Origin of the sequence: Vibrio sp. OPT20, from assembly GCF_963889365.1 — a bacterium.
Classification (GTDB): Bacteria; Pseudomonadota; Gammaproteobacteria; order Enterobacterales; family Vibrionaceae; genus Vibrio; species Vibrio splendidus.
This window is the reverse complement of the sequence record NZ_CAWPOA010000041.1, coordinates 87,731-107,746: the sequence shown is the minus strand read 5'-3', so window position 1 is coordinate 107,746 and position 20,016 is coordinate 87,731. Positions and strand designations below refer to the sequence as shown.

Here is a 20,016-nt window from a genome sequence, read left to right as displayed (position 1 = left end):
GGGATATTATGGGGATCAATTAACGAAACTCAATCATTCTGGCTTAAAAATACCGATCATTTCTTGATTCGCGTGTTCAGATTTCTCTACAGTTTTCGGTTTGCGCTGCTCTGTGAAGTCACAATCGACGCATTCCACCAGCTCGATGTTATTTTCAACCCACCAGCGGAGTGTGTCTTGAGTCTTGCAGCTTGGGCAGCTCGCCCCTGCGATAAAGCGTTTTTTCTGTTTCACGTTCATATCCTTTACTACTCTGGATTCGCAGTTCTTCCCACATGCTCTATTCGAGACTAAGCAGAGACCGCGTTTATTATTAGATTGGTTCTTTAAGTTACAGTTTTTAAGAGCAACTACAGAGCTAAGCTCAAGCGATTAGCTCTAACTTCTAAGCTCTAAGCTCTAAGCTCTAAGCTCTAAGCTCTAAGCTCAGGCTATTGCCAATAGTTTCTAGATTGGTGATCATTTTCCATCTCATGTCCAAAGATCTCTTCAAGCTCTTTACGAGCTTCTTTCGCTCTCTGAGCTAACTCGGCATCTTCGCTATGCTGAGGAAGCAACTCTTTGAGCATACCATTATCCAATTTCCTAAAATGTGCTTCTGCTCGCTTCGCTTTATATGGATGCATACCAAGTTCAGTCAATGTTTGACGACCTAAATCTAGAGCCCCAAGGAAAGTTTCACGAGAATAGTTGCTCACACCATGGTTAAGTAATTGATACGCTTCAACACGGCTTCGAGCACGCGCTAAGATCTTCAACTGCGGGAAATGCTGCTTACACAAATCCACGGTTTTCATGATTTCATCGGGAGAGTCGGTACACAGCACAATCGCTTCGGCCTTATCAGCTCCCGCTGCTCGTAATAGTTCAAGGTGAGTTGAGTCACCGTAGAATACCTTGTAGCCGAATTTTCTAAGGATATGGATTTGACTGGCATCACTTTCAAGAACGGTGATACGAATCTTGTTGGCATACATTAGACGCCCAATGATCTGACCGAAACGACCAAAGCCCGCAATAATCACTCGAGGGCTGCGATCAATCACATCAGAAGACATCGCGCTTTCACTGATTTGATTGAGTTGACGAGCAAAGAAGCGATCTTGCAGCTTAAGCATCAATGGCGTGGTTACCATAGAAAGGCTCACAACAACCAGTAAGAACGACACTTGGTCGCCGCTTAAGATGCCTTGTGCACTCGCAGCGGTAAAAATAACGAAAGCGAATTCACCACCTTGGCTGAGAATCATCGCCATACGGCTGCGCGCTTTAGTTTGAGTACCGAAGATACGAGCCAGCGCATACAACACCAAGCCTTTCAATACGACCAGAGACGACACCGCGATCAATATTGCGAATGGACTTTCTGCCAGTAAACCTAGGTTTACCGCCATACCCACCGAGATAAAGAACAGACCAAGCAGTAACCCTTTGAATGGGTCTATGGCGATTTCAAGCTCATGTCGATATTCACTTTCAGCCAGAAGTACGCCCGCTAAGAAAGTACCCAGTGCCATCGACAAACCAATATGCTGCATGATGACGGCAATACCAATCACTAATAACAGCGCCGCGACCGTGAACAACTCACGTACGCCACTCATGACTACGTATCGGAACAGTGGTCTCAATAAGAAATGACCACCGACAAGCAAGCCAATGACACCACCTAGCATCCACAGCATGTCAGCCCAACTGCCGCCCGTATTACCCGCAAGTAGAGGCAACATCGCTAGCATTGGAATAACGGCAATATCTTGGAAAAGTAGTACTGCAAAGCCTGACTGCCCCGCTTCTTTACCGCCGAGTTCCCTCTCTTCAATAACACGTAAGGCAATGGCTGTCGAAGACAGCGCCAAGCCCATACCTATCACGAGGCTGGTTTGCCATGTTAATCCAAATAGACAGGCGATGGCGGTAATAATCAGAGTGGTGATCAGCACTTGTGCACCACCCAATCCGAGAATGGGGGCTCGCATCTGCCACAGTTTTTTCGGGTTAAGTTCGAGACCAATAAGGAAGAGCAGCAATACCACCCCGAATTCGGAGAAGTGCAGAATAGCCTCTACATCACTGATTAAGCCAAGTCCCCATGGGCCAATTGCCACGCCAGCTAATAGATAGCCGAGTACTGAACCTAAGCCAGCTCGCTGCGCGATAGGAACCGCAACCACAGCAGCCGCTAAAAATATAACGCTACTTTGTAGAAAATCATTAGTCAGAGCCATCATTCGCTCCTATATCTTGTAGCGGGTCTCGCAGCCAATTTCGATACGCTTCTGCGTGTTGGTAAAGCGTCATATCTGAAACATTTCTCGCCCAGTGTAAAACTAAGGGGGATATCCAGTGCATCTGACACAAAGCAGCAGTTAGCTCGAATGGTTGCAAGATCTCTTGTAATGGATATTTATTATAGCCTGCGGCGCCAAACGCCTCTTCTTTACCACCGGTAGTAATAACGCTGCGCCAGTGTTTGCCTTTAAGCGCACTCTGCTCACCGAATGCAAATCCTTTTCCTAACACACGATCAAACCACTCCTTCAATAACGAAGGACAGGAATACATAAACAGAGGATGCTGGAACACAATCACATCGTACTCTAGGAGTAAGTCATGCTCATAAGGCACATCGATAAAGAAGTCTGGGTAGATGGCGTAGAGATCGTGAATTTTGACATGACCGAGCGACTCGACCTTTTTAACCATCATTTGATTAGCAATAGAGGTGTGTGGCTCTGGGTGTGCGTAGATTATTAACACCTTTGGCACGGCTTTGTCTGTCGAGGGAGTATTACTCATTCCTTTGAAACATTCCTTTGAGGGCTAAACGGTGGCAAGGCCACAAGAATTTAAGCAAAAGTTATTAATATGTTATTGGCATCATAACGCAAATTGCATTGTGATCGACTTTTATCTGGTTTCAGCCTACTATGCAGGCGTCTGTTCACCTCTAATTTCTATGCTATTTCAATTATGATTACTTTCTCTGATATTCAATTGCTCCGCGGTGGTAAGCCACTCCTCGACCAAGCATCTGCGACTTTTCATCCTGGCGACAAGATCGGTTTGGTTGGTAAAAACGGCTGTGGTAAATCTACGCTGTTCGCCCTAATCAAGGACGAACTGTCTATTGATGCTGGCTCATTCAGTAAACCAGCTCATTGGGAAATGGCTTGGGTTGCTCAAGAAACACCAGCATTAGAAAGAACAGCCATTGAATACGTGATTGATGGCGACCGTGAATACCGTGGCCTTGAAGATCAACTAGAGAAAGCGGAACAAGCCGACAACGGCACATTAGTCGCAGAGATCCACGGCAAGATTGAAACCATTGGTGGTTACAGCATCAAAGCACGTGCTGCCGAGTTATTGGATGGCCTAGGCTTTCGCCAAGAACAAATGACATGGAACCTAACCCAGTTCTCGGGTGGTTGGCGTATGCGTTTGAACTTAGCGCAAGCCCTTCTATGTCGCAGTGACTTACTGCTACTCGATGAGCCTACCAACCACTTGGATTTAGACGCAGTAATGTGGCTAGAACGCTGGTTACAAAACTACCCAGGCACACTCGTTCTTATCTCGCACGATAGAGATTTCTTAGACCCTATCGTCAACCGCATCGTGCATGTTGAAAACCAGCAGCTCAATGAATACACCGGTAACTACTCATCATTTGAAACTCAACGAGCACAAAAGTTAATCCTGCAGCAGGCAATGTTCCAAAAGCAGCAGAAACAAATGTCTCACATGCAGAGCTACATTGACCGTTTTCGCTACAAAGCATCAAAGGCTCGCCAAGCGCAAAGCCGTATTAAAGCACTAGAGAAAATGGAACAAGTGCTGCCCGCTCAGTTTGATAACCCATTCAGTTTTGAATTTAGAGAGCCGGACGCGCTACCAAATCCAATCATGATGATGGATGAAGTATCGGCAGGTTACGACGACAATCTGATTCTAGAGAAGATTCGCCTTAATCTTGTACCCGGCAGCCGTATCGGTCTGCTTGGTCGAAATGGTGCCGGTAAATCAACGCTAATCAAGCTGCTTTCAGGTGAACTGAAACAGCAAGGCGGTGAGCTGAGCTATTCGCAAGGCGTTAAGATGGGTTACTTCGCTCAGCATCAATTGGAGACGCTGCACCCAGAAGAAACGCCACTTCAGCACATGATGCAAATTGCGCCGAAACACACCGAGCAACAACTGCGTGACTACTTAGGTAGCTTTGGCTTCCAAGGTGAAAAAGCACTCGACAAGGTGGCGCCATTCTCGGGTGGTGAAAAAGCGCGTTTGGTATTAGCGCTACTGGTATGGCAAAAACCAAACCTGTTGCTACTCGATGAACCAACCAACCACTTGGATCTCGACATGCGTCAGGCGTTGACCTTCGCCCTACAGACATTTGAAGGCGCGATGGTTATCGTATCGCACGACCGTTACCTACTTCGTGCGACTACTGATGATTTATACCTTGTGCACGACCGTCAAGTTGCACCGTTTGATGGTGATCTAAGCGATTACTACAAGTGGCTAACCGAACAACAGAAAGTTGAGCGCAAAGAAGCACAAGCATTGGCACCAGCAAAAGACGGCGCCAACAGTGCAGCAGCGAAAAAAGAGCAGAAACGTAAAGAAGCAGAGTTCCGTAAACTGACGGCACCACTTCGTAAAAAGCTGACTCAATTTGAAAAGCAGATGGATAAGTTAACGCTATCTCTCGAAGAAGCTGAGCAAGAATTATCCGACACTTCACTGTATGAAGCTGAAAATAAGGCTAAACTGAATAAAGTACTCGCTCTCCAAGCGAGCAGTAAGTCACAGCTAGAAGAAGTTGAAATGGATTGGATGTCCACTCAAGAAGAGCTTGAGCAGATGGAACAGGATATGGATAGCTTATGAGCCCAGAGCACGCCCCAATATCACTAACACTGGAACGACTATGGCAATTTAGCCTTCAGTATTACAGTGTGCGCGGTGTAAAGGATGCGTGCCTAGCTTTGCAAAACCAGTTCCACGGCAACGTCAATCTACTGCTGCTTCTCAAATGGCTTGATGAGCAGCAATTGTCTTTTGCCGAAGAAGAGTGGCACAAGGTACAACAGTGCTTAAGCCGCTCTGAAACCCTGCTTCATAGCTATCGAGAGCTGCGTAAGCATCTCAAACCTCAAGTCGTCGATTCCCTCTACCGTGAAGCGCTCCAATTTGAACTGCAGTTAGAGAAGCAACAGCAATCTGATCTCGTCGACTGCATTAATTCTCTTCAGCTTACGGCTAACCAACAATCACCACTCGCTTTTCAATACTGTCGCTTATTAGGGGCTGAAAACCTCTACGACGCTTTTTCTGAACCAGCACCTCAACTCTAACGCGTTTCCTTTCTCTTATCTTCAATCAAGATCCAAGCTTACCTTGGTAGTATCGCTCTTCGTTTTCACACGGGAGTGGCGCGCATGACTGGCAATATGTTTGAAGCTCAATCTCGACAATATTCAACTAGTTACCTACGCCTTGTTTTTGTAGCCCGTATCAGTGAAACCCTTGCGCTTATACCGAGAATCAACCAAGCTCAAATAAAAACGTGGGCGTTTCGCTAAAAGCTCAACACTTTATCAAAGCCCATAAAAGAAGCATGGACTGTTTTTATGACAATATTTACCGCAGCCGCTGGCCTATCGAATCCGCACTTACAAACCTTGGTGCCACGATTTATTAGAAAACAGGCATTGTTTGCCCCTCAATGGCAAACCTTAGAAACACCCGACGGTGACTTTCTCGATCTTGCTTGGAGCGAATCACCAGAGGGTGACACCTCAAGTAATGATGCTCGAAGTAACAAGCCGATATTCGTTCTATTCCATGGCTTAGAGGGAAGCTTTGAGAGCCCTTATGCCAACGGACTGATGAATGCCTTTGCTAAAGATGGTTGGCTATCAGTGATGATGCACTTTAGAGGTTGCAGCGGAAAACCAAATCGCTTGGCTCGCGCTTATCATTCTGGTGAAGTCGAAGATGCGCGTTTTTTCCTAAGACATCTACACGCCCAGTTTCCCAATAACCCTAAGGTAGCGGTTGGTATCTCTTTGGGCGGTAACATGCTGGCGAACTATTTGGCTGAATACGCGGACGACCCATTGCTGTCGGCGGCGACGATTGTCTCTGCACCTTTTGATCTGGCTTGTTGCTCAAGTCGTATTGAGCGAGGTTTCTCTAAGCTCTATAAAAAGTACCTGCTCAACTCTCTCAAATCGAATGCCTTGAAAAAGATTAAGCTGCTGCAAGAAAAGCTCGGTATCACCGCCGAAACCATTAAGAAGATAGACAAGCTGTATGAGTTTGATGAACGGATTACTGCGCCTCTGCACGGGTTCAAGAATGCTCAGGACTACTATGCTCAGTGCTCAGCGCTTCCTAAACTCAATAAGATTAAACTACCGACTCAGATCATCCATGCCAAAGACGATCCGTTTATGACAGACGACGTGATTCCAAAGTTCGTGTTGCCTGACAACATCGACTATCGCCTATTTCAAAAAGGCGGCCATGTGGGGTTCATTACCGGTAGCACGCTCAAACCAAGGTTTTGGTTAGAAGAAGCATTACCTGCTTACTATGAAAGTATTCAAGATTCGGCATAATGGCCGAGCCTTTTTTAAGGACTGAGTAGTAGACGTCACTAAACACAGTAATCAACACATCAATAAACCTATTTATGAACATAAAAGAGAGAAGTATTTATGATCATCCCATGGCAAGACATTGCGCCAGAAACACTGGAAAACCTCATTAAAGAATTCGTGCTGCGTGAAGGCACAGACTACGGTGACGTAGAGGTTTCACTGCAAAACAAGATTGATCAAGTGAAACATCAATTAGCCTCAAAGGAAGTCAGCATCGTATTTTCTGAGCTGCATGAAACCGTTGATATTCAAGTCACAAAACGCTTCTAGGCTGCGCTCATAAAGGAGCCGTGTTATAGTGGTAAACGATTGCTAACAAGTAAGTTACTCAAAAGACAAGGGTTGTCATGTCCGCTAAACATCCAATTATTGCGGTGACGGGTTCATCAGGAGCCGGCACCACCACCACCTCAGAAGCCTTCCGAAAAATGTTCAATATGATGGACGTGAAGGCCGCTTGGGTTGAAGGGGATAGTTTCCATCGCTTCACTCGACCAGAGATGGATGTCGAGATCCGTAAGGCTCGCGAGCAAGGTAAGCACATCAGCTACTTTGGTCCACAAGCCAACGATTTTGGCGCATTAGAAGAGTTCTTCCGTCAATACGGTAATGAAGGCACGGGTAAAGTCCGTAGTTACCTACATACCTTCGATGAAGCCGTGCCTTACAATCAAATGCCGGGCACCTTTACGCCATGGCAAGAGATCCCAGAAAATTCCGATGTGATGTTCTACGAAGGTCTTCATGGTGGCGTGGTAGATGGCGACATCAATGTCTCACAACACGTCGACTTGCTGATCGGCATGGTGCCAATCGTCAACCTTGAGTGGATCCAAAAATTCGTTCGTGACACACGCGATCGTGGCCACTCACGCGAAGCAGTAATGGATTCCATTGTTCGCTCAATGGATGATTACCTTAATTACATCACCCCACAATTTTCGCGTACTCACATCAACTTTCAGCGTGTTCCAACCGTAGATACATCGAACCCACTGAACGCCAAAGGGATTCCAAGTTTAGACGAAAGCTTCGTGGTTATACGTTTGCGTGGCATCAAAAACGTCGATTTCCCCTACCTTCTGGCTATGATAGATGGCTCATTTATGTCACGCCACAACACGCTTGTGGTGCCAGGCGGCAAGATGAGTTTTGCTATGGAGCTCATTGTAAGGCCCATCCTACAACAGCTCATCGAAACCGGAAAAATAGGTTAACAATACGCCATTCTGGCTGATTACTTTTCATACCGTGATCATGTGCACAATTTTGCGTAAAAAATCGTAGCTTGGTCACGATTAAAATCAAGAAATAGTACCTGAAAAAGGATACTATTCTTAAACGAAACACAAGATAGCTTGCAGCGCTCAACGAGTGCTCTTATCCTACAAGTCAATCCAGGCTTAGCTAAAATACGGAAAGCGGCAAGCATACCCTGCAGAGGAAGTAAGATATTATGGTTCTAGGTAAACCCCAAACCGATCCAACATTAGAGTGGTTCCTTTCACACTGTCATATTCATAAGTACCCTTCAAAAAGTACTTTGATTCATGCTGGTGAAAAGGCAGAAACCTTGTACTACATCGTTAAAGGTTCTGTGGCAGTTCTTATCAAAGACGAAGAAGGTAAGGAAATGATTCTTTCTTACCTAAACCAAGGTGACTTCATTGGTGAACTTGGCCTCTTCGAAGAAGACCAAGAGCGTACTGCATGGGTTCGTGCAAAATCTCCTTGTGAAGTAGCTGAAATTTCTTTCAAGAAATTCCGTCAACTTATCCAAGTGAACCCAGATATCCTAATGCGCCTTTCAGCGCAAATGGCAAATCGTCTACAAGTAACTAGCCAAAAGGTTGGTGACTTAGCGTTCCTTGACGTAACAGGTCGTATCGCTCAAACGCTACTTAACCTAGCGAAACAGCCAGATGCAATGACTCACCCTGACGGCATGCAAATCAAGATCACTCGTCAAGAGATTGGCCAGATTGTTGGTTGTTCTCGTGAGACAGTAGGTCGTATCTTGAAGATGCTAGAAGAGCAGAACCTAATTTCTGCACACGGTAAAACTATCGTGGTATACGGCACTCGTTAATCTCGATTAACTGAGCCAAAAATTTGAAAGCCACCAAATGCAAATTTGGTGGCTTTTTTGTTTTCTAAAGATCTAGAGAGCAGATGCGAGATACGAGATACGAGAAGAACTCACTGAATCCTATTTGTAAACTTCCTCGTAGCGAAGCGTACTCGCATCTTTAGGGTAAAGCCCGTGCTCATATCTTTCTTTAACCGTTGGTGCTCTCAAAGATCTTGTCAGCCGATGCTGCAACAAATCCTGTATAAAGCTCACCATTCGCCATCGCATAACGCTTAGCAAACTCGTAGAAGCCACCAGGAATCACCTCGTTGCCTTCAACAAATGAAACTGGGACTTTGTCTGCCATTGTAGATGATTGCTCTAATAAAACCTCTGGAGAGCCTTTAACCTGACCGCCAGATGCATTGATAGTGAAACCTGAATCACTCAAATAGTCATTCACAGTCTGTACTTCATCGAACTCATTAAGCTGGTTCACACTCACCGTAAAGTGGTTTGCACCGTAACCATGAGCCGCTAGCCAAGACGCGTATTCACTCTCTTTTGCTAGCACTTGGAAATCCGCGAAGCTCAGATCCCAAAGGCGACCACCAAACAAGAACTCATGACCTTGAAGCTTACTTGCGTCTACTTGCTCAACCAACTTCGCAACGATCTGTTGTAAGTCACTTGAACACTCTTCTACCTTCAACTCACTAATGAACACCTTCGGTTGGTTTGGGTCTGGGTGCTCGTAGTGCTTAGCCACTAACTTCTTGCTCTCAAACAAGTAGTCGCCACAAGCCTTGTAGCCTAATTCAAGGAAAGGCTTAGCCAGTGTTTCAATACCCAGCGGTGCAACATTGAAAGTTCGCAGTGCAATGTGATCATTAATCAGGGCTTCGTCTTCTTTCAGCAGATGATGAACTTTCTCAGCCGATGGGCAAAGCCTGTGAATGTAATCATCCCATAGTGATTTAAAGAGTAGATCGGGCGTCATGGTGACTCCTTGTCAGAGGTTCTAGCAAGCTAGTAATTTGGATTAGAGAGGGAGAGGCTGGACACAGAGTCAGCAGCCATCAGCCTGTGACATACTTGTTCTATTATTATCTACCGCCCAATCTAGGTGTCGGACGTGATGGAAAAAAGAAGCGATAACACCACTTCCTTATTACATAATTAACCAATGAACCTGTTATTCATGAACCTAGAGCTCATAAGCTTGTGATTCATCAAGTTATAGCTTAAAAGCCAAAACTACAGCTCAATACCTGGACTAAACGTAGCCGGCAGTTGAGTTTCACCACCTTCCATTGACGCCATAGGGTAAGCACAGTAGTCAGCGGCATAGTACGCACTTGGACGCAGGTTACCTGAAGCACCCGGACCACCAAATGGTGCATCACCACTTGCGCCTGTTAGCTGGCGGTTACGGTTAACAATACCCGCACGGATATGGTCAACGAAGTATTCCCATTCTGAATCGTCTGTTGAAACTAAGCCTGCAGACAAACCAAAACGTGTGTCATTAGCCAGTTCAACCGCTTGCTCTAGTGACTGATAACGAACCACTTGCAGTAATGGACCGAAATACTCTTCATCTGGCAGTTCAGCAATGTTGGTTGCATCGATAATACCCGGAGAAACAAACGCCGCTTGACCCGCTTTTGCTTCGACTAGGCTGACACCGCCTAACGATTGCAGATTCGCTTGCGCGTCCAGAATAAACTTAGCCGCAGCTTCAGAGATCTGTGGTCCCATGAAGGGTGCTGGCTCAGCGAATGGCTGATCGACACGAATCTTCAAGGTCGCAGCAACGAGCTTATCCAGCAGTTGATCGCCCTTCTCTCCAACAGGCACATACAAGCGACGCGCACATGTACAACGTTGGCCCGCACTGATGAAGGCCGACTGGATAATGGTATAAACCGTCGCGTCAGCATCACCAAATTGGTCAGTGATCACCATAGGGTTGTTGCCGCCCATCTCTAGCGCCAACATTTTGCCCGGTTGACCAGCAAACTGACGGTGAAGGATATGACCGGTATTAGCACTGCCCGTAAATAGCACGCCATCAAGACCTTTAGCATCAGCCAGTGCGATACCGGTTTCTTTAGCGCCTTGCACTAGGTTAATCACGCCAGCTGGAAGGCCTGCTTCTTGCCACAGTTTCATCGCAAACTCACCCGTCCAAGGTGTCTGCTCTGACGGCTTAAATACCACGGTATTACCCGATAGCAATGCCGGAACAATATGACCGTTAGGCAGATGACCAGGGAAGTTGTAAGGACCAAATACCGCCATAACGCCTAATGGACGATGACGCAGTACGATTTGGTTGCCTGCGGCTTCACGTGAAGCTTCACCCGTACGTTCGTGGTAAGCACGAATAGAGATAGCGATTTTACCCGCCATCGCACCCGCTTCAGTGCGAGTTTCCCAAATCGGTTTACCCGTCTCTTTTGCAATAATCTGTGCAATTTCTTCGCTGTTCTCTTTTACCTTCTCAGCAAAGTTCAACACGATCGCTTCACGCTCTGCAAAGCTCAATTTTTTCCAAACTAAGAAAGCGTCACGCGCCGCTGCTACTGCAGATTCAACCTGTGCTGGTGTTGCACTATCGCCTTGCCACACGACTTCATTATTGTATGGGCTTACTGATGTCATGGCGTCGCCTTGACCTGCCACCCACTGTCCTGCTATCCACTGAGTCATACTTCTATCCTTAAAATCTTCGACAGATAATCGCCGCTCTTATTGAGCCAACATGCGAACGAATTCGCCTTCTTTTACTTCAAGAGCGCTTGCTACTTCAGATGATAAAATCACTGTGTCGCTTGCTTGGTCATACGCGCCTTTCGCGGCTACTGCGCGGAAGTTCTCAAACGAGGTATTACCAATGAGGAAGTCTTTAGAGCTTGAATGCTCTGCAATTGTCACTTGAGCTCGAATCGCATGACGCACTGATTCGATATTTCTTAGATCACACTCAACCGTTGGGCCCCCATCAAAGATGTCGACATAGCCACGGTTGGTGAAACCTTCACGTTCCAGCAACTTAAGTGCAGGGCGCGTATTGTCATGAACCTCTCCAATCACCGCCTGAGCTTCTTTGCTCAGTAGGTTCACATAGATAGGTAACTTCGGCATTAGGTCAGCAATGAAGCCTTTCTTACCAATACCCGTTAGGTAATCGGCGAGCGTAAAATCAATCGAGAAGAAGTGCTCTTGCAGCCATTGCCAGAAAGGAGAATTACCTTCTGCATCTGATACGCCACGCATCTCAGCAAAAATCGTTTTCGAAAAACGCTCTGGGTGCTCAGACATGATCAAAAAGCGACACTTAGACATCAAACGACCATTCAATCCACCACGGAAAGCCGGACGCAAGAACAGTGTGCAGATTTCACTGCATCCTGTGTAGTTATTGCCGAAAGTCAGTAGCTTGACGACGTTATTCACGCCAAGCTTTTGCGATGAGTGAACCACTTTGCTGATGTGGTAAGAGTAAAACGGAACATCCCAGCCAATTGAGGCTTCGATACCTGTGGTACCTGCGACTTCTCCGGTTTCGGTATCAAAGCCAACCATTAGGTAGCCTTCATCACCAGGTTCAGTCACGTCTTGTTTAGCAAAGCTGTATTCAGAATGAGTAATTCGGTTGGTTAACAGTTCTTCGTTAACCGGAAGAGATGTGAATCCGTGACCAGATTCAACCGCGCAGGTATGCAACGCATCGTAATCAGATAATTTTATTGGGCGAACAACTAGCATCAATATTCCCTCCAGATGCAAAACAGGCCCAAAACGAGAATCTTGGGCCTTTAGCAGTACGTCATGGGATCGCTCTAATGGCGATCATTCCTATGACGCCGCTCAGGCTAAACTAGCGTAGCGATTGCTTTGTCTAGTTTTGATAAACCTTCTTCAATTTCTTGTGTAGTGATAACCAGTGATGGTGTGAAACGAACCACGTTTGCACCCGCAACCAGTACCATCAAGCCTTGTTCGCCTGCTGCCACTAATACATCACGAGCACGACCTTGCCATGCTTCATTAAGCGCAGCGCCTAGCAATAGGCCTTTACCGCGAACTTCACTGAATATTTGGTATTTGTCGTTAATCTTAGCTAAACCATCACGGAACATAGCTTCGCGTTCTTTCACGCCAGCTAGCGTTTCAGGTTGGCTAACCACATCAACAACCGCTTCAGCAACGGCACACGCCAGTGGGTTGCCGCCGTAAGTAGAACCGTGCGTACCGACTTTTAAGTGTGTCGCGAGTTCGGTGGTCGTTAGCATTGCACCGATTGGGAAGCCGCCACCTAGTGATTTCGCTGTACTTAGGATATCAGGTGTCACACCTAGGCCTTGGTAAGCGTAAAAGTTACCCGTACGGCCGTTACCTGTTTGCACTTCATCAAAGATAAGCAGCGCATTGTGCTTGTCACACAGTTCACGAACCGTGTTCACGAACTCAGATGTTGGAGAGATGATACCGCCCTCGCCTTGCAGAGGTTCCATCATGATTGCACATGTGCGATCTGAGATGTGCGCTTCTAGCGCGGCAATATCGTTGTAAGGCAAGTGAGTTACATCGCCCGGTTTAGGGCCGAAGCCATCAGAGTAAGCCTCTTGACCACCCACAGTTACAGTAAAGAAAGTACGACCGTGGAAACCTTGTTTGAATGCAATGATTTCAGACTTCTCAGGACCGTGCACATCCGCTGCCCAACGACGAGCTAGCTTCAATGCAGCTTCGTTCGCTTCTGCACCAGAGTTGGCAAAGAATACTTTTTCTGCAAAACATACGTCGGTTAGCTTCTTCGCTAGACGCAATGCAGGTTCGTTGGTCATCACATTACTTAAATGCCAAATCTTGTTTGCTTGCTCAGTAACTGCGTTAACCATTGCTGGGTGACAGTGACCCAAACAGCTCACAGCGATACCACCAGCAAAGTCGATATATTCTCGGCCTTGTTGGTCCCAAACGCGTGCGCCTTCCCCTTTTACCGGGATCATTTCCATTGGGTTATAACAAGGCACCATCACCTCATTAAACAGACTACGTTCTACTTTTTTTTCCACTGTCATCGTACATTCCTTTTCGATACCGCAAGCTTCGCAAATAAGCGTACTGGTTCATAAGTGAGACAAAGATATTTTCTCTCGCCATAATCCCGCCGCAGCATTATATTTACATTTAATTAACGTTTTCAATAGTAGATTATTCTTTAGCTATCCCTAACAACCAGCTAAACGTCACTACCTATGACTATTTATGCATCAATTAATCTGTTTTATGAAGCTTTTTTTACCTAAACGTATAACCTGCAACGGCAAAGCCTTACTGGCATTGCGGTATATTGGGTTCGAGACGAAATAAGGCGAATAATTTTGCATAGGCTAAAAACTTAGCCTTAAGAGGGAGAAATGTTATAAAAAGTGATCAGCGTCAGAGGAGTAAGAGACGCGTAGCGCCCGAATTTAAACGCTTAACGAATGGACTAACAGGTTTAACTGGCTTATTTAGGCGGAGAAACGGTCGAATTTAAACAATCAACGCGCTAAGAAGTTAGCGAGAAGCTGGTGTCCTTGCTCTGTTTTAATCGACTCAGGGTGAAATTGCACCGCATCAATCGGCAAGGTTTTGTGTTGATAACCCATGATCTCATCCATGCTGCCGTCTTCAAATTCCGTCCAAGACGTCAGTTCAAAGCAGTCAGGAAGCGTGCCATTTTTCACCACTAGGGAATGGTAACGTGTCACAGTTAGAGGGTTATTAAGCCCTTGAAAGACGCTCTTGCCATTGTGGCGTATTGGAGAGGTTTTACCGTGCATCACTTGTCTGGCTCGTACTACTTCACCACCAAACACTTGAGCGATGGCTTGATGACCAAGACACACACCTAAGATCGGCAGTTTACCCACGAAGTGTTCAATGACTTGTAGAGAGATTCCCGCATCATCAGGCGTACAAGGACCTGGCGAGATAACTAGATGGCTAGGATTCAGCGCTTCAATACCGACAATATCAATCTCATCGTTGCGAACAACTTTTACAGTTACCCCTAACTCACAGAAATACTGATACAAGTTATAGGTAAAAGAGTCGTAGTTATCGATGATAAGTAACATGGGTCGAAATCGTTTGCTAAATACTAAATGATTGGGAGATATAGGGGCGGTATTGTGCAATACCCATGGCGAAAGGCAAGTGGAAACTGCATTTCGCCAATAATTAAGGCCAACCTAAGTTGACCTTAATTGTTTACAGATAGCCTTAAGTTCTCTGAATTGGCTTGCTTGTATAGCAAGCCAATCTATTTGTGATTGAGCTACTTGCGACGACGCCACATTGCTAAACCAAATAGTGTCATCAGAACACCGAAGCCAAATGAACCGCCTACTCGCAGTTCAAGAACAGCAGGATCATGATCCGATGAACGGAAGTGATCTTGGTACTTAGGTAGGTCACCTTTGAACTCTTCGTTGTAGTCAAACAACGTCGACTCACCACCATTGATGTGCCAATCGGTCGCATCGACAACCCTATCTTTCAGGCTGTCACTGATCAACAAATGATCCAAGGCACCAACTTCATCATTGTATGAGTAGCTCCAGCTGTCTGGGTGCTTTTGAGCCACAGCATTAATGTAGCCGTAGTTCTTAGTAATCACCGCGCCGTTATCACCAAACTGCTCGACGCCGTCAATGTAAGTGTTACGAGCCGCTTTGATTTGCTTACCGTATTTCTCTTCAGAGTAATCCGTAAGCACCAGCATTGGATCTTCCATGCCGTACGAGTTCATATCCCCCAGAATCACTTTATGGCCTTTGATGCCGTCTAGCGCTTCACCCAGAGCAACTGCTGCAGCCACACGGAAGTTCTCACATGAGCCTTGCTTATCGGCGTCAACGCCACCTTGACCGCCCTGCTCGACCGGTGCAGCATCTTCCCAACACTTAGAACCTTTCGATTTAAAGTGGTTAATCGCAACGGTAAGTTTCTCTTTAGTGCCTTTAACTTTAAAGGTTGGCGCCAATGAGTCACGTTGGTAGTTCTTACCGTCTTCAATCACCTTGCCAGAATCGTCTAACACTTCTGGTGCTTGTTGGCTTGGCATCGCGATAACGCGGCTATCTTTAAGCTTAACCACCTTCTTACGGTAAATAACACCCGTTGTAATGACATCAGTACCAATCGAGTCCATCTCGTCGGTTACGCCATCTTCATTAGAATCAACAGCCACAAAGGTATATCGGTCTTTCTTACGCTCAATGCGATCATTCAGTTGGTTAACAAGCTGGTGAATGGCAGAGCCTTCACCAAAGCCGTTGTTCTCAATTTCCATCAAACCAATAATGTCAGCGTCTAAGCGAAGAATCGCATTCACAATCTTCTCTTGCTGCATCTCAAACTCGGTGATGGTGTTCGCACCACGGTTGTTGCCGTGTTGGTTCGCGTCACCGCCAAATGGAGAGTTGAAGTAGTTCAAAACATTGAAAGTCGCGATGCGAAGGTCGCCTTCATCCATGTCTGGTTTGTCGGTACGCGGATCGTTACGAACAAAGTTTTCAGCCGAGATCTGGTTAGTTGTCACTAAGCGGTACTCACCGTAGCTGTAGGTAAGTACGCCTTCTAGACCAACAATGGTGTCATCAATACGAATGTAGTCTTCTGTTGAACCATCTTGATCAATATCGGTACGGCCAAAGTCTGGATAGAAAGGAACTTGTCCATCACCCGCTTTTTGATCGGTTTCAACGAAAAGACGACGGTCTGCGTTATCTTCCGTTTGTTGTTTCGCGTCTTCAGAACCTGCTGCGAAAAGCTGGTTCGGTTGCATGTTAATACGCTCATGCGCCAGTACCATGTTGTTACGACGACCTGAGTAGTCATAGCCAAAGGTACGAGTCACACGCATATCAAGCGCTTCGGTCGTTTTCACCAACATGCCTTCGTAGCGTTCAAGCGTTGCAGCGAAGTTCTCATCACTGTCTAGCGCTTCTATCGCCGTTGCTTCAGGTGCTTGTTGTTCGCCCTGTTTTAGCCATTGGTTGTTTTCAACTTTAAGCTGAGTATGGCTGTAATATTCTTGAACCTTACCTTTCACACACACTACGTCGCCCGCAGCCAGTTCTGAGCTCGATTGATTCGTGTGGATAAATAGACCTTCAGAAGTACTTGAATTGAAGTCATCATCAAGTGCTTGCAGGTAGAAACCTTTGGTTATGCCCGTTGTCACCGCACTCACAACACCTTTAACGAAGTACTCATCGTCAGTGATGTAAGGATAGCCATCAATGAACGGCGATGTTGCACCCTCGCCTTGGATCTCTTGAATGGTTGTGAATACTGGGTCAGAGCCATCTTGTGTACAAGTGAACGCTTCTGGCAGTTCAACACTGTCTAATGAACCTAAGCCTTCAATGCTGTCTTTTGGTAACGACACCCACTGTGAAGCATCGAATGTTGCCGAAGGGGTTTGTGTCGCTCGAACCAAAGTAACATCTTTACCCCAATCCACATCGCCCATCAAACCAACAATATCGTGTACCGAGTTATCTGAATTCAAGATAGCCAGCGGGTCGTCACCGTTATGGTTAGCAATCGACGCATTGAGAATGTCAGCGACGGCTTTAATCTCATCACTCGCACTCGTATGAGCGACAACAAGTACCTCACCAGGCGCTAAAACGTGGCCATCTAAAGGTAAAGTGGCGCCCCATGAGCCGTTGCCATTCGCAGACTTCGCCAGCGAGTAACCATCTAAATTCATGCTGCTATCGTCGTTATTAGCAATCTCAACCGCTTTGTTGTAGCTGCCGCCTTCCACATATTGTGAAATAAACAAATCAGCGTGTGCACTTGCTGTTAGCAAGCTACCAATTGCCACTGCTAGCAATGAAGGTTTGTGTAAAAGAGCCATCCGTTTCACCTGAGTTCATCGATTTATAGTTACTGCCGTCTATGGGCAGTCATGTATTTTGTGGTAACTATCAGGTTTATTTATGAAAGGAATAAGTCAGTTAGCAAGAAAATGAGGAACTTATCACTTAATAATCATCAATTGTTTGGCACGTTATGTATTTCCAACATAAATAGAAATAAGCAAGATTTTATAAACTCCAAAGAGAAGTAATAAGATCGCCTACACAGCATTAATATTATGAATATGTTAGCGAGATAATGCTTAGATCATCAATTCAAACAAGAGATTTACTGGGAGAGCAAATAGAACGGGCACTAAAAAGCCCAAAGTAAACAGCGTCTACTTTGGGCTTCAATTCTGAAACGAGTGGCTTTAGCTCACCCTACGGGCGAGTAACAAAACCAACTGCTTCGTATGCTTTTTTCAGTGTCACGGCAGCGCGCTCAGAGGCTTTTTCTGCACCCGCTTTCATTACTGCATCCATGTAAGCACGATCAGCACGGATACGGTGATATTCAGCTTGGATTGGCTCAAGCATCTCAACCAATGCTGCGCCTACGTCTTTCTTGAACGGACCGTACATTTCAACGCCTTGGTATTGCGCTTCGATCTCTTCGAACGTTTTACCCGTCGCGGCAGAGTACAGACCCATTAGGTTAGAGATACCCGCTTTGTTTTCCCAATCGTGAGCAATACGTGGCGGCGTTTCTGCATCCGTTTGCGCTTTATTGATCTTCTTGATGATCGACTTAGGCTCTTCTAGCAGAGTAATTACGTTCTTACGGTTGTCATCCGACTTAGACATTTTCTTAGTCGCATCTTGCAGGCTCATTACACGTGCATTCACTGTTGGAATGTAAGGTTCTGGTACTTGGAAGATTGGCGTTTCAGGGCCGTAGATGTTGTTAAAGCGATTTGCGATATCACGCGCTAGCTCTAAGTGTTGTTTCTGGTCGCTACCTACTGGCACCTGGTGAGCACCGTAAAGCAGAATGTCTGCAGCCATCAACACTGGGTAGTCGTATAGGCCTACGTTTACGTCATTTGAGTGACGTGCAGACTTATCTTTAAACTGAGTCATACGGCTCAGTTCACCCATTTGTGTGTAACAGTTAAGAAGCCAACCAAGTTGAGCATGCTCTGGTACGTGTGACTGAACAAATAGCGTGCTCTTCTTTGGATCAACACCGACAGCAAGACAGATTGCTAATGCGTCTAGGGTCGCTTCATGCAGTGCTTTCGGATCTTGGCGAACCGTAATTGCGTGAAGGTCTACAACACAGTATTGGCAATCGTAATCATCTTGCATCTGTTGCCATTGACGTAGAGCACCCAAGTAGTTACCGATACTTAGTTCACCAGATGGTTGAACACCACTCAATACGATGGGCTTGCTCATGCTTTTAATTCCTTTGCTTGTTCGCTAAGCTCGTTAACTTAGTTTCTTAACCTAGTGTCTGAAAAACTTAGCTTCTTAACTTTAAAATAGAAAGCCGCACAGCTCTTCTGTACGGCTCATCCAGTGTACTCATTGATAAGTATTTTGCTAGTAGGTTAGCTAACTTTTGTCCGCTTTATGCTGAAACTAGAACGACATCTAGTAATTGTGCAATGTTGTCTGCGACATAGTCAGGGTTTGATACTGAAATCGGCTCACCGTGGTTATAGCCGTAAGTCAGACCAAACGAGTGGCAGCCTGCGTTCTTAGCCGCTTTGATGTCGTTGCTTGAATCGCCTACCATCAGCATATCTTCAGCCTTCACATTATGCTTTTCCAGCAACCAGTTCAGCGCTACTGGGTTCGGCTTTTTCTCTGGGAAAGAGTCGCCACCCAACACATCAACAAAGTACTTATCGATACCGTGCTGCGCCAGAACATCTGGTACAAATTTCGATGGCTTGTTGGTGACAAGCGCCATGGTGAAGCCCGCTTTATCTAGCTCAGCTAACGTCTCTTTAACCGATGGATAAAGGTGGCTTAGCTTATGGCCGCCCTGCTCATAGAAATCATCAAACAGGATACGCGCTTTCTTCAAAAGATCAGGTTCAAGGCTTGGATCAACCGTAAGATTACGGCTCAATGAACGTCCAATAAGAACATCAGCACCATTACCCACATAGTCGCGAACTTGTTCTTCGCTTACTGAAGAAAAACCCAGTTCCTGACAAGCTTGGTCAGCGGCGACAGCCAAATCAGGCACGCTATCTAACAAGGTTCCATCCAAATCAAAGGCAATCAGTTTTATTGAGCTTAATGACATCTTACTTTCCTATTTATTATGTTCGTCTTATGAGTTGAGCTCCAAGACGTAAAAAAGGGGCCAATTAGCCCCTTA

The 20,016-nt window shown here is 45.9% G+C and carries 17 protein-coding genes; 6 read left to right on the top strand and 11 right to left on the bottom strand.

Annotated elements, in window-relative coordinates; translation table 11 throughout:
- Positions 1-33: 33 nt before the first annotated feature.
- From AACR09_RS09025 to kefG, 3 genes are all read right to left on the bottom strand, one after another.
- Entirely contained in the window at positions 34-234 is a 201-nt protein-coding gene (locus tag AACR09_RS09025; protein WP_086048637.1) for a YheV family putative zinc ribbon protein, read from the bottom strand.
- A gap of 197 nt (positions 235-431) precedes the next feature.
- Positions 432-2,228, bottom strand: a complete 1,797-nt coding sequence (gene kefB / locus AACR09_RS09020) for a glutathione-regulated potassium-efflux system protein KefB (RefSeq protein WP_193834816.1) — start codon at positions 2,226-2,228, stop codon at positions 432-434.
- On the bottom strand, positions 2,215-2,799 hold the full coding sequence (kefG, locus tag AACR09_RS09015) for a glutathione-regulated potassium-efflux system ancillary protein KefG (RefSeq protein WP_004729645.1): 585 nt from the start codon (positions 2,797-2,799) through the stop codon (positions 2,215-2,217). The genes kefB and kefG overlap by 14 nt, the downstream gene beginning before the upstream one ends.
- Before the next feature lie 174 nt (positions 2,800-2,973).
- On the opposite strand from kefG, the gene AACR09_RS09010 reads away from it, so the two are divergent.
- The 6 genes from AACR09_RS09010 (at position 2,974) to crp (ending at position 8,763) form a co-directional block, all read left to right on the top strand.
- A complete protein-coding gene (locus tag AACR09_RS09010) occupies positions 2,974-4,896 on the top strand; it encodes an ABC transporter ATP-binding protein (protein ID WP_004729646.1) in 1,923 nt (640 codons plus the stop codon).
- The gene (locus AACR09_RS09005; protein ID WP_193834814.1) at positions 4,893-5,363 is read left to right on the top strand and encodes a TIGR02444 family protein; all 471 of its coding nucleotides are present in this window, start codon (positions 4,893-4,895) and stop codon (positions 5,361-5,363) included. The genes AACR09_RS09010 and AACR09_RS09005 overlap by 4 nt, the downstream gene beginning before the upstream one ends.
- Positions 5,364-5,639: 276 nt before the next feature.
- Complete coding sequence (locus tag AACR09_RS09000) at positions 5,640-6,632, top strand: hydrolase (protein WP_054542272.1); 993 nt, start codon at positions 5,640-5,642, stop codon at positions 6,630-6,632.
- 99 nt (positions 6,633-6,731) lie between these two features.
- Positions 6,732-6,944 (top strand): YheU family protein, encoded by a 213-nt coding sequence (locus AACR09_RS08995; RefSeq protein ID WP_004729649.1) that lies wholly within the window; start codon positions 6,732-6,734, stop codon positions 6,942-6,944.
- Between the two features lie 77 nt (positions 6,945-7,021).
- Complete coding sequence (locus tag AACR09_RS08990) at positions 7,022-7,891, top strand: phosphoribulokinase (protein ID WP_004729650.1); 870 nt, start codon at positions 7,022-7,024, stop codon at positions 7,889-7,891.
- Positions 7,892-8,130: 239 nt separating this feature from the next.
- Positions 8,131-8,763 (top strand): cAMP-activated global transcriptional regulator CRP, encoded by a 633-nt coding sequence (gene crp, locus AACR09_RS08985; protein ID WP_004729651.1) that lies wholly within the window; start codon positions 8,131-8,133, stop codon positions 8,761-8,763.
- A 190-nt stretch (positions 8,764-8,953) separates the two neighbouring features.
- Here crp and AACR09_RS08980 read toward each other — a convergent pair whose 3' ends face one another.
- The 8 genes from AACR09_RS08980 to AACR09_RS08945 form a co-directional block, all read right to left on the bottom strand.
- Entirely contained in the window at positions 8,954-9,745 is a 792-nt protein-coding gene (locus tag AACR09_RS08980) for a DUF1338 domain-containing protein (RefSeq protein WP_004729652.1), read from the bottom strand.
- Between the two features lie 257 nt (positions 9,746-10,002).
- On the bottom strand, positions 10,003-11,460 hold the full coding sequence (gene astD / locus AACR09_RS08975; protein WP_017085988.1) for a succinylglutamate-semialdehyde dehydrogenase: 1,458 nt from the start codon (positions 11,458-11,460) through the stop codon (positions 10,003-10,005).
- Positions 11,461-11,499: 39 nt separating this feature from the next.
- On the bottom strand, positions 11,500-12,519 hold the full coding sequence (astA, locus tag AACR09_RS08970; RefSeq protein ID WP_004729654.1) for an arginine N-succinyltransferase: 1,020 nt from the start codon (positions 12,517-12,519) through the stop codon (positions 11,500-11,502).
- Between the two features lie 107 nt (positions 12,520-12,626).
- Complete coding sequence (locus AACR09_RS08965) at positions 12,627-13,838, bottom strand: aspartate aminotransferase family protein (RefSeq protein ID WP_004729655.1); 1,212 nt, start codon at positions 13,836-13,838, stop codon at positions 12,627-12,629.
- A 465-nt stretch (positions 13,839-14,303) separates the two neighbouring features.
- Complete coding sequence (locus AACR09_RS08960; protein WP_004729656.1) at positions 14,304-14,882, bottom strand: aminodeoxychorismate/anthranilate synthase component II; 579 nt, start codon at positions 14,880-14,882, stop codon at positions 14,304-14,306.
- A 200-nt stretch (positions 14,883-15,082) separates the two neighbouring features.
- On the bottom strand, positions 15,083-17,677 hold the full coding sequence (locus tag AACR09_RS08955; RefSeq protein WP_193834812.1) for an ExeM/NucH family extracellular endonuclease: 2,595 nt from the start codon (positions 17,675-17,677) through the stop codon (positions 15,083-15,085).
- Between the two features lie 385 nt (positions 17,678-18,062).
- Positions 18,063-19,079, bottom strand: coding sequence for a tryptophan--tRNA ligase (gene trpS / locus AACR09_RS08950; protein ID WP_004729658.1), 1,017 nt, complete (start codon positions 19,077-19,079; stop codon positions 18,063-18,065).
- A gap of 175 nt (positions 19,080-19,254) precedes the next feature.
- Positions 19,255-19,941: a phosphoglycolate phosphatase gene (locus AACR09_RS08945; protein WP_017077621.1), complete on the bottom strand. Its 687-nt coding sequence runs from the start codon at positions 19,939-19,941 to the stop codon at positions 19,255-19,257.
- Between the last annotated feature and the right edge of the window lie 75 nt (positions 19,942-20,016).

Bases quoted from the DNA above. Each gene is read 5' to 3' on its own strand.
- AACR09_RS08945 (WP_017077621.1), bottom strand. From the start codon at position 19,941: ATGTCATTAAGCTCAATAAAACTGATTGCCTTTGATTTGGATGGAACC.
- AACR09_RS08965 (WP_004729655.1), bottom strand. From the start codon at position 13,838: ATGACAGTGGAAAAAAAAGTAGAACGTAGTCTGTTTAATGAGGTGATG.
- crp (WP_004729651.1), top strand. From the start codon at position 8,131: ATGGTTCTAGGTAAACCCCAAACCGATCCAACATTAGAGTGGTTCCTT.
- AACR09_RS09005 (WP_193834814.1), top strand. From the start codon at position 4,893: ATGAGCCCAGAGCACGCCCCAATATCACTAACACTGGAACGACTATGG.
- trpS (WP_004729658.1), bottom strand. From the start codon at position 19,079: ATGAGCAAGCCCATCGTATTGAGTGGTGTTCAACCATCTGGTGAACTA.
- AACR09_RS08990 (WP_004729650.1), top strand. From the start codon at position 7,022: ATGTCCGCTAAACATCCAATTATTGCGGTGACGGGTTCATCAGGAGCC.
- astD (WP_017085988.1), bottom strand. From the start codon at position 11,460: ATGACTCAGTGGATAGCAGGACAGTGGGTGGCAGGTCAAGGCGACGCC.
- AACR09_RS08955 (WP_193834812.1), bottom strand. From the start codon at position 17,677: ATGGCTCTTTTACACAAACCTTCATTGCTAGCAGTGGCAATTGGTAGC.
- kefB (WP_193834816.1), bottom strand. From the start codon at position 2,228: ATGGCTCTGACTAATGATTTTCTACAAAGTAGCGTTATATTTTTAGCG.
- astA (WP_004729654.1), bottom strand. From the start codon at position 12,519: ATGCTAGTTGTTCGCCCAATAAAATTATCTGATTACGATGCGTTGCAT.
- AACR09_RS08980 (WP_004729652.1), bottom strand. From the start codon at position 9,745: ATGACGCCCGATCTACTCTTTAAATCACTATGGGATGATTACATTCAC.
- kefG (WP_004729645.1), bottom strand. From the start codon at position 2,799: ATGAGTAATACTCCCTCGACAGACAAAGCCGTGCCAAAGGTGTTAATA.
- AACR09_RS09000 (WP_054542272.1), top strand. From the start codon at position 5,640: ATGACAATATTTACCGCAGCCGCTGGCCTATCGAATCCGCACTTACAA.
- AACR09_RS08960 (WP_004729656.1), bottom strand. From the start codon at position 14,882: ATGTTACTTATCATCGATAACTACGACTCTTTTACCTATAACTTGTAT.
- AACR09_RS08995 (WP_004729649.1), top strand. From the start codon at position 6,732: ATGATCATCCCATGGCAAGACATTGCGCCAGAAACACTGGAAAACCTC.
- AACR09_RS09010 (WP_004729646.1), top strand. From the start codon at position 2,974: ATGATTACTTTCTCTGATATTCAATTGCTCCGCGGTGGTAAGCCACTC.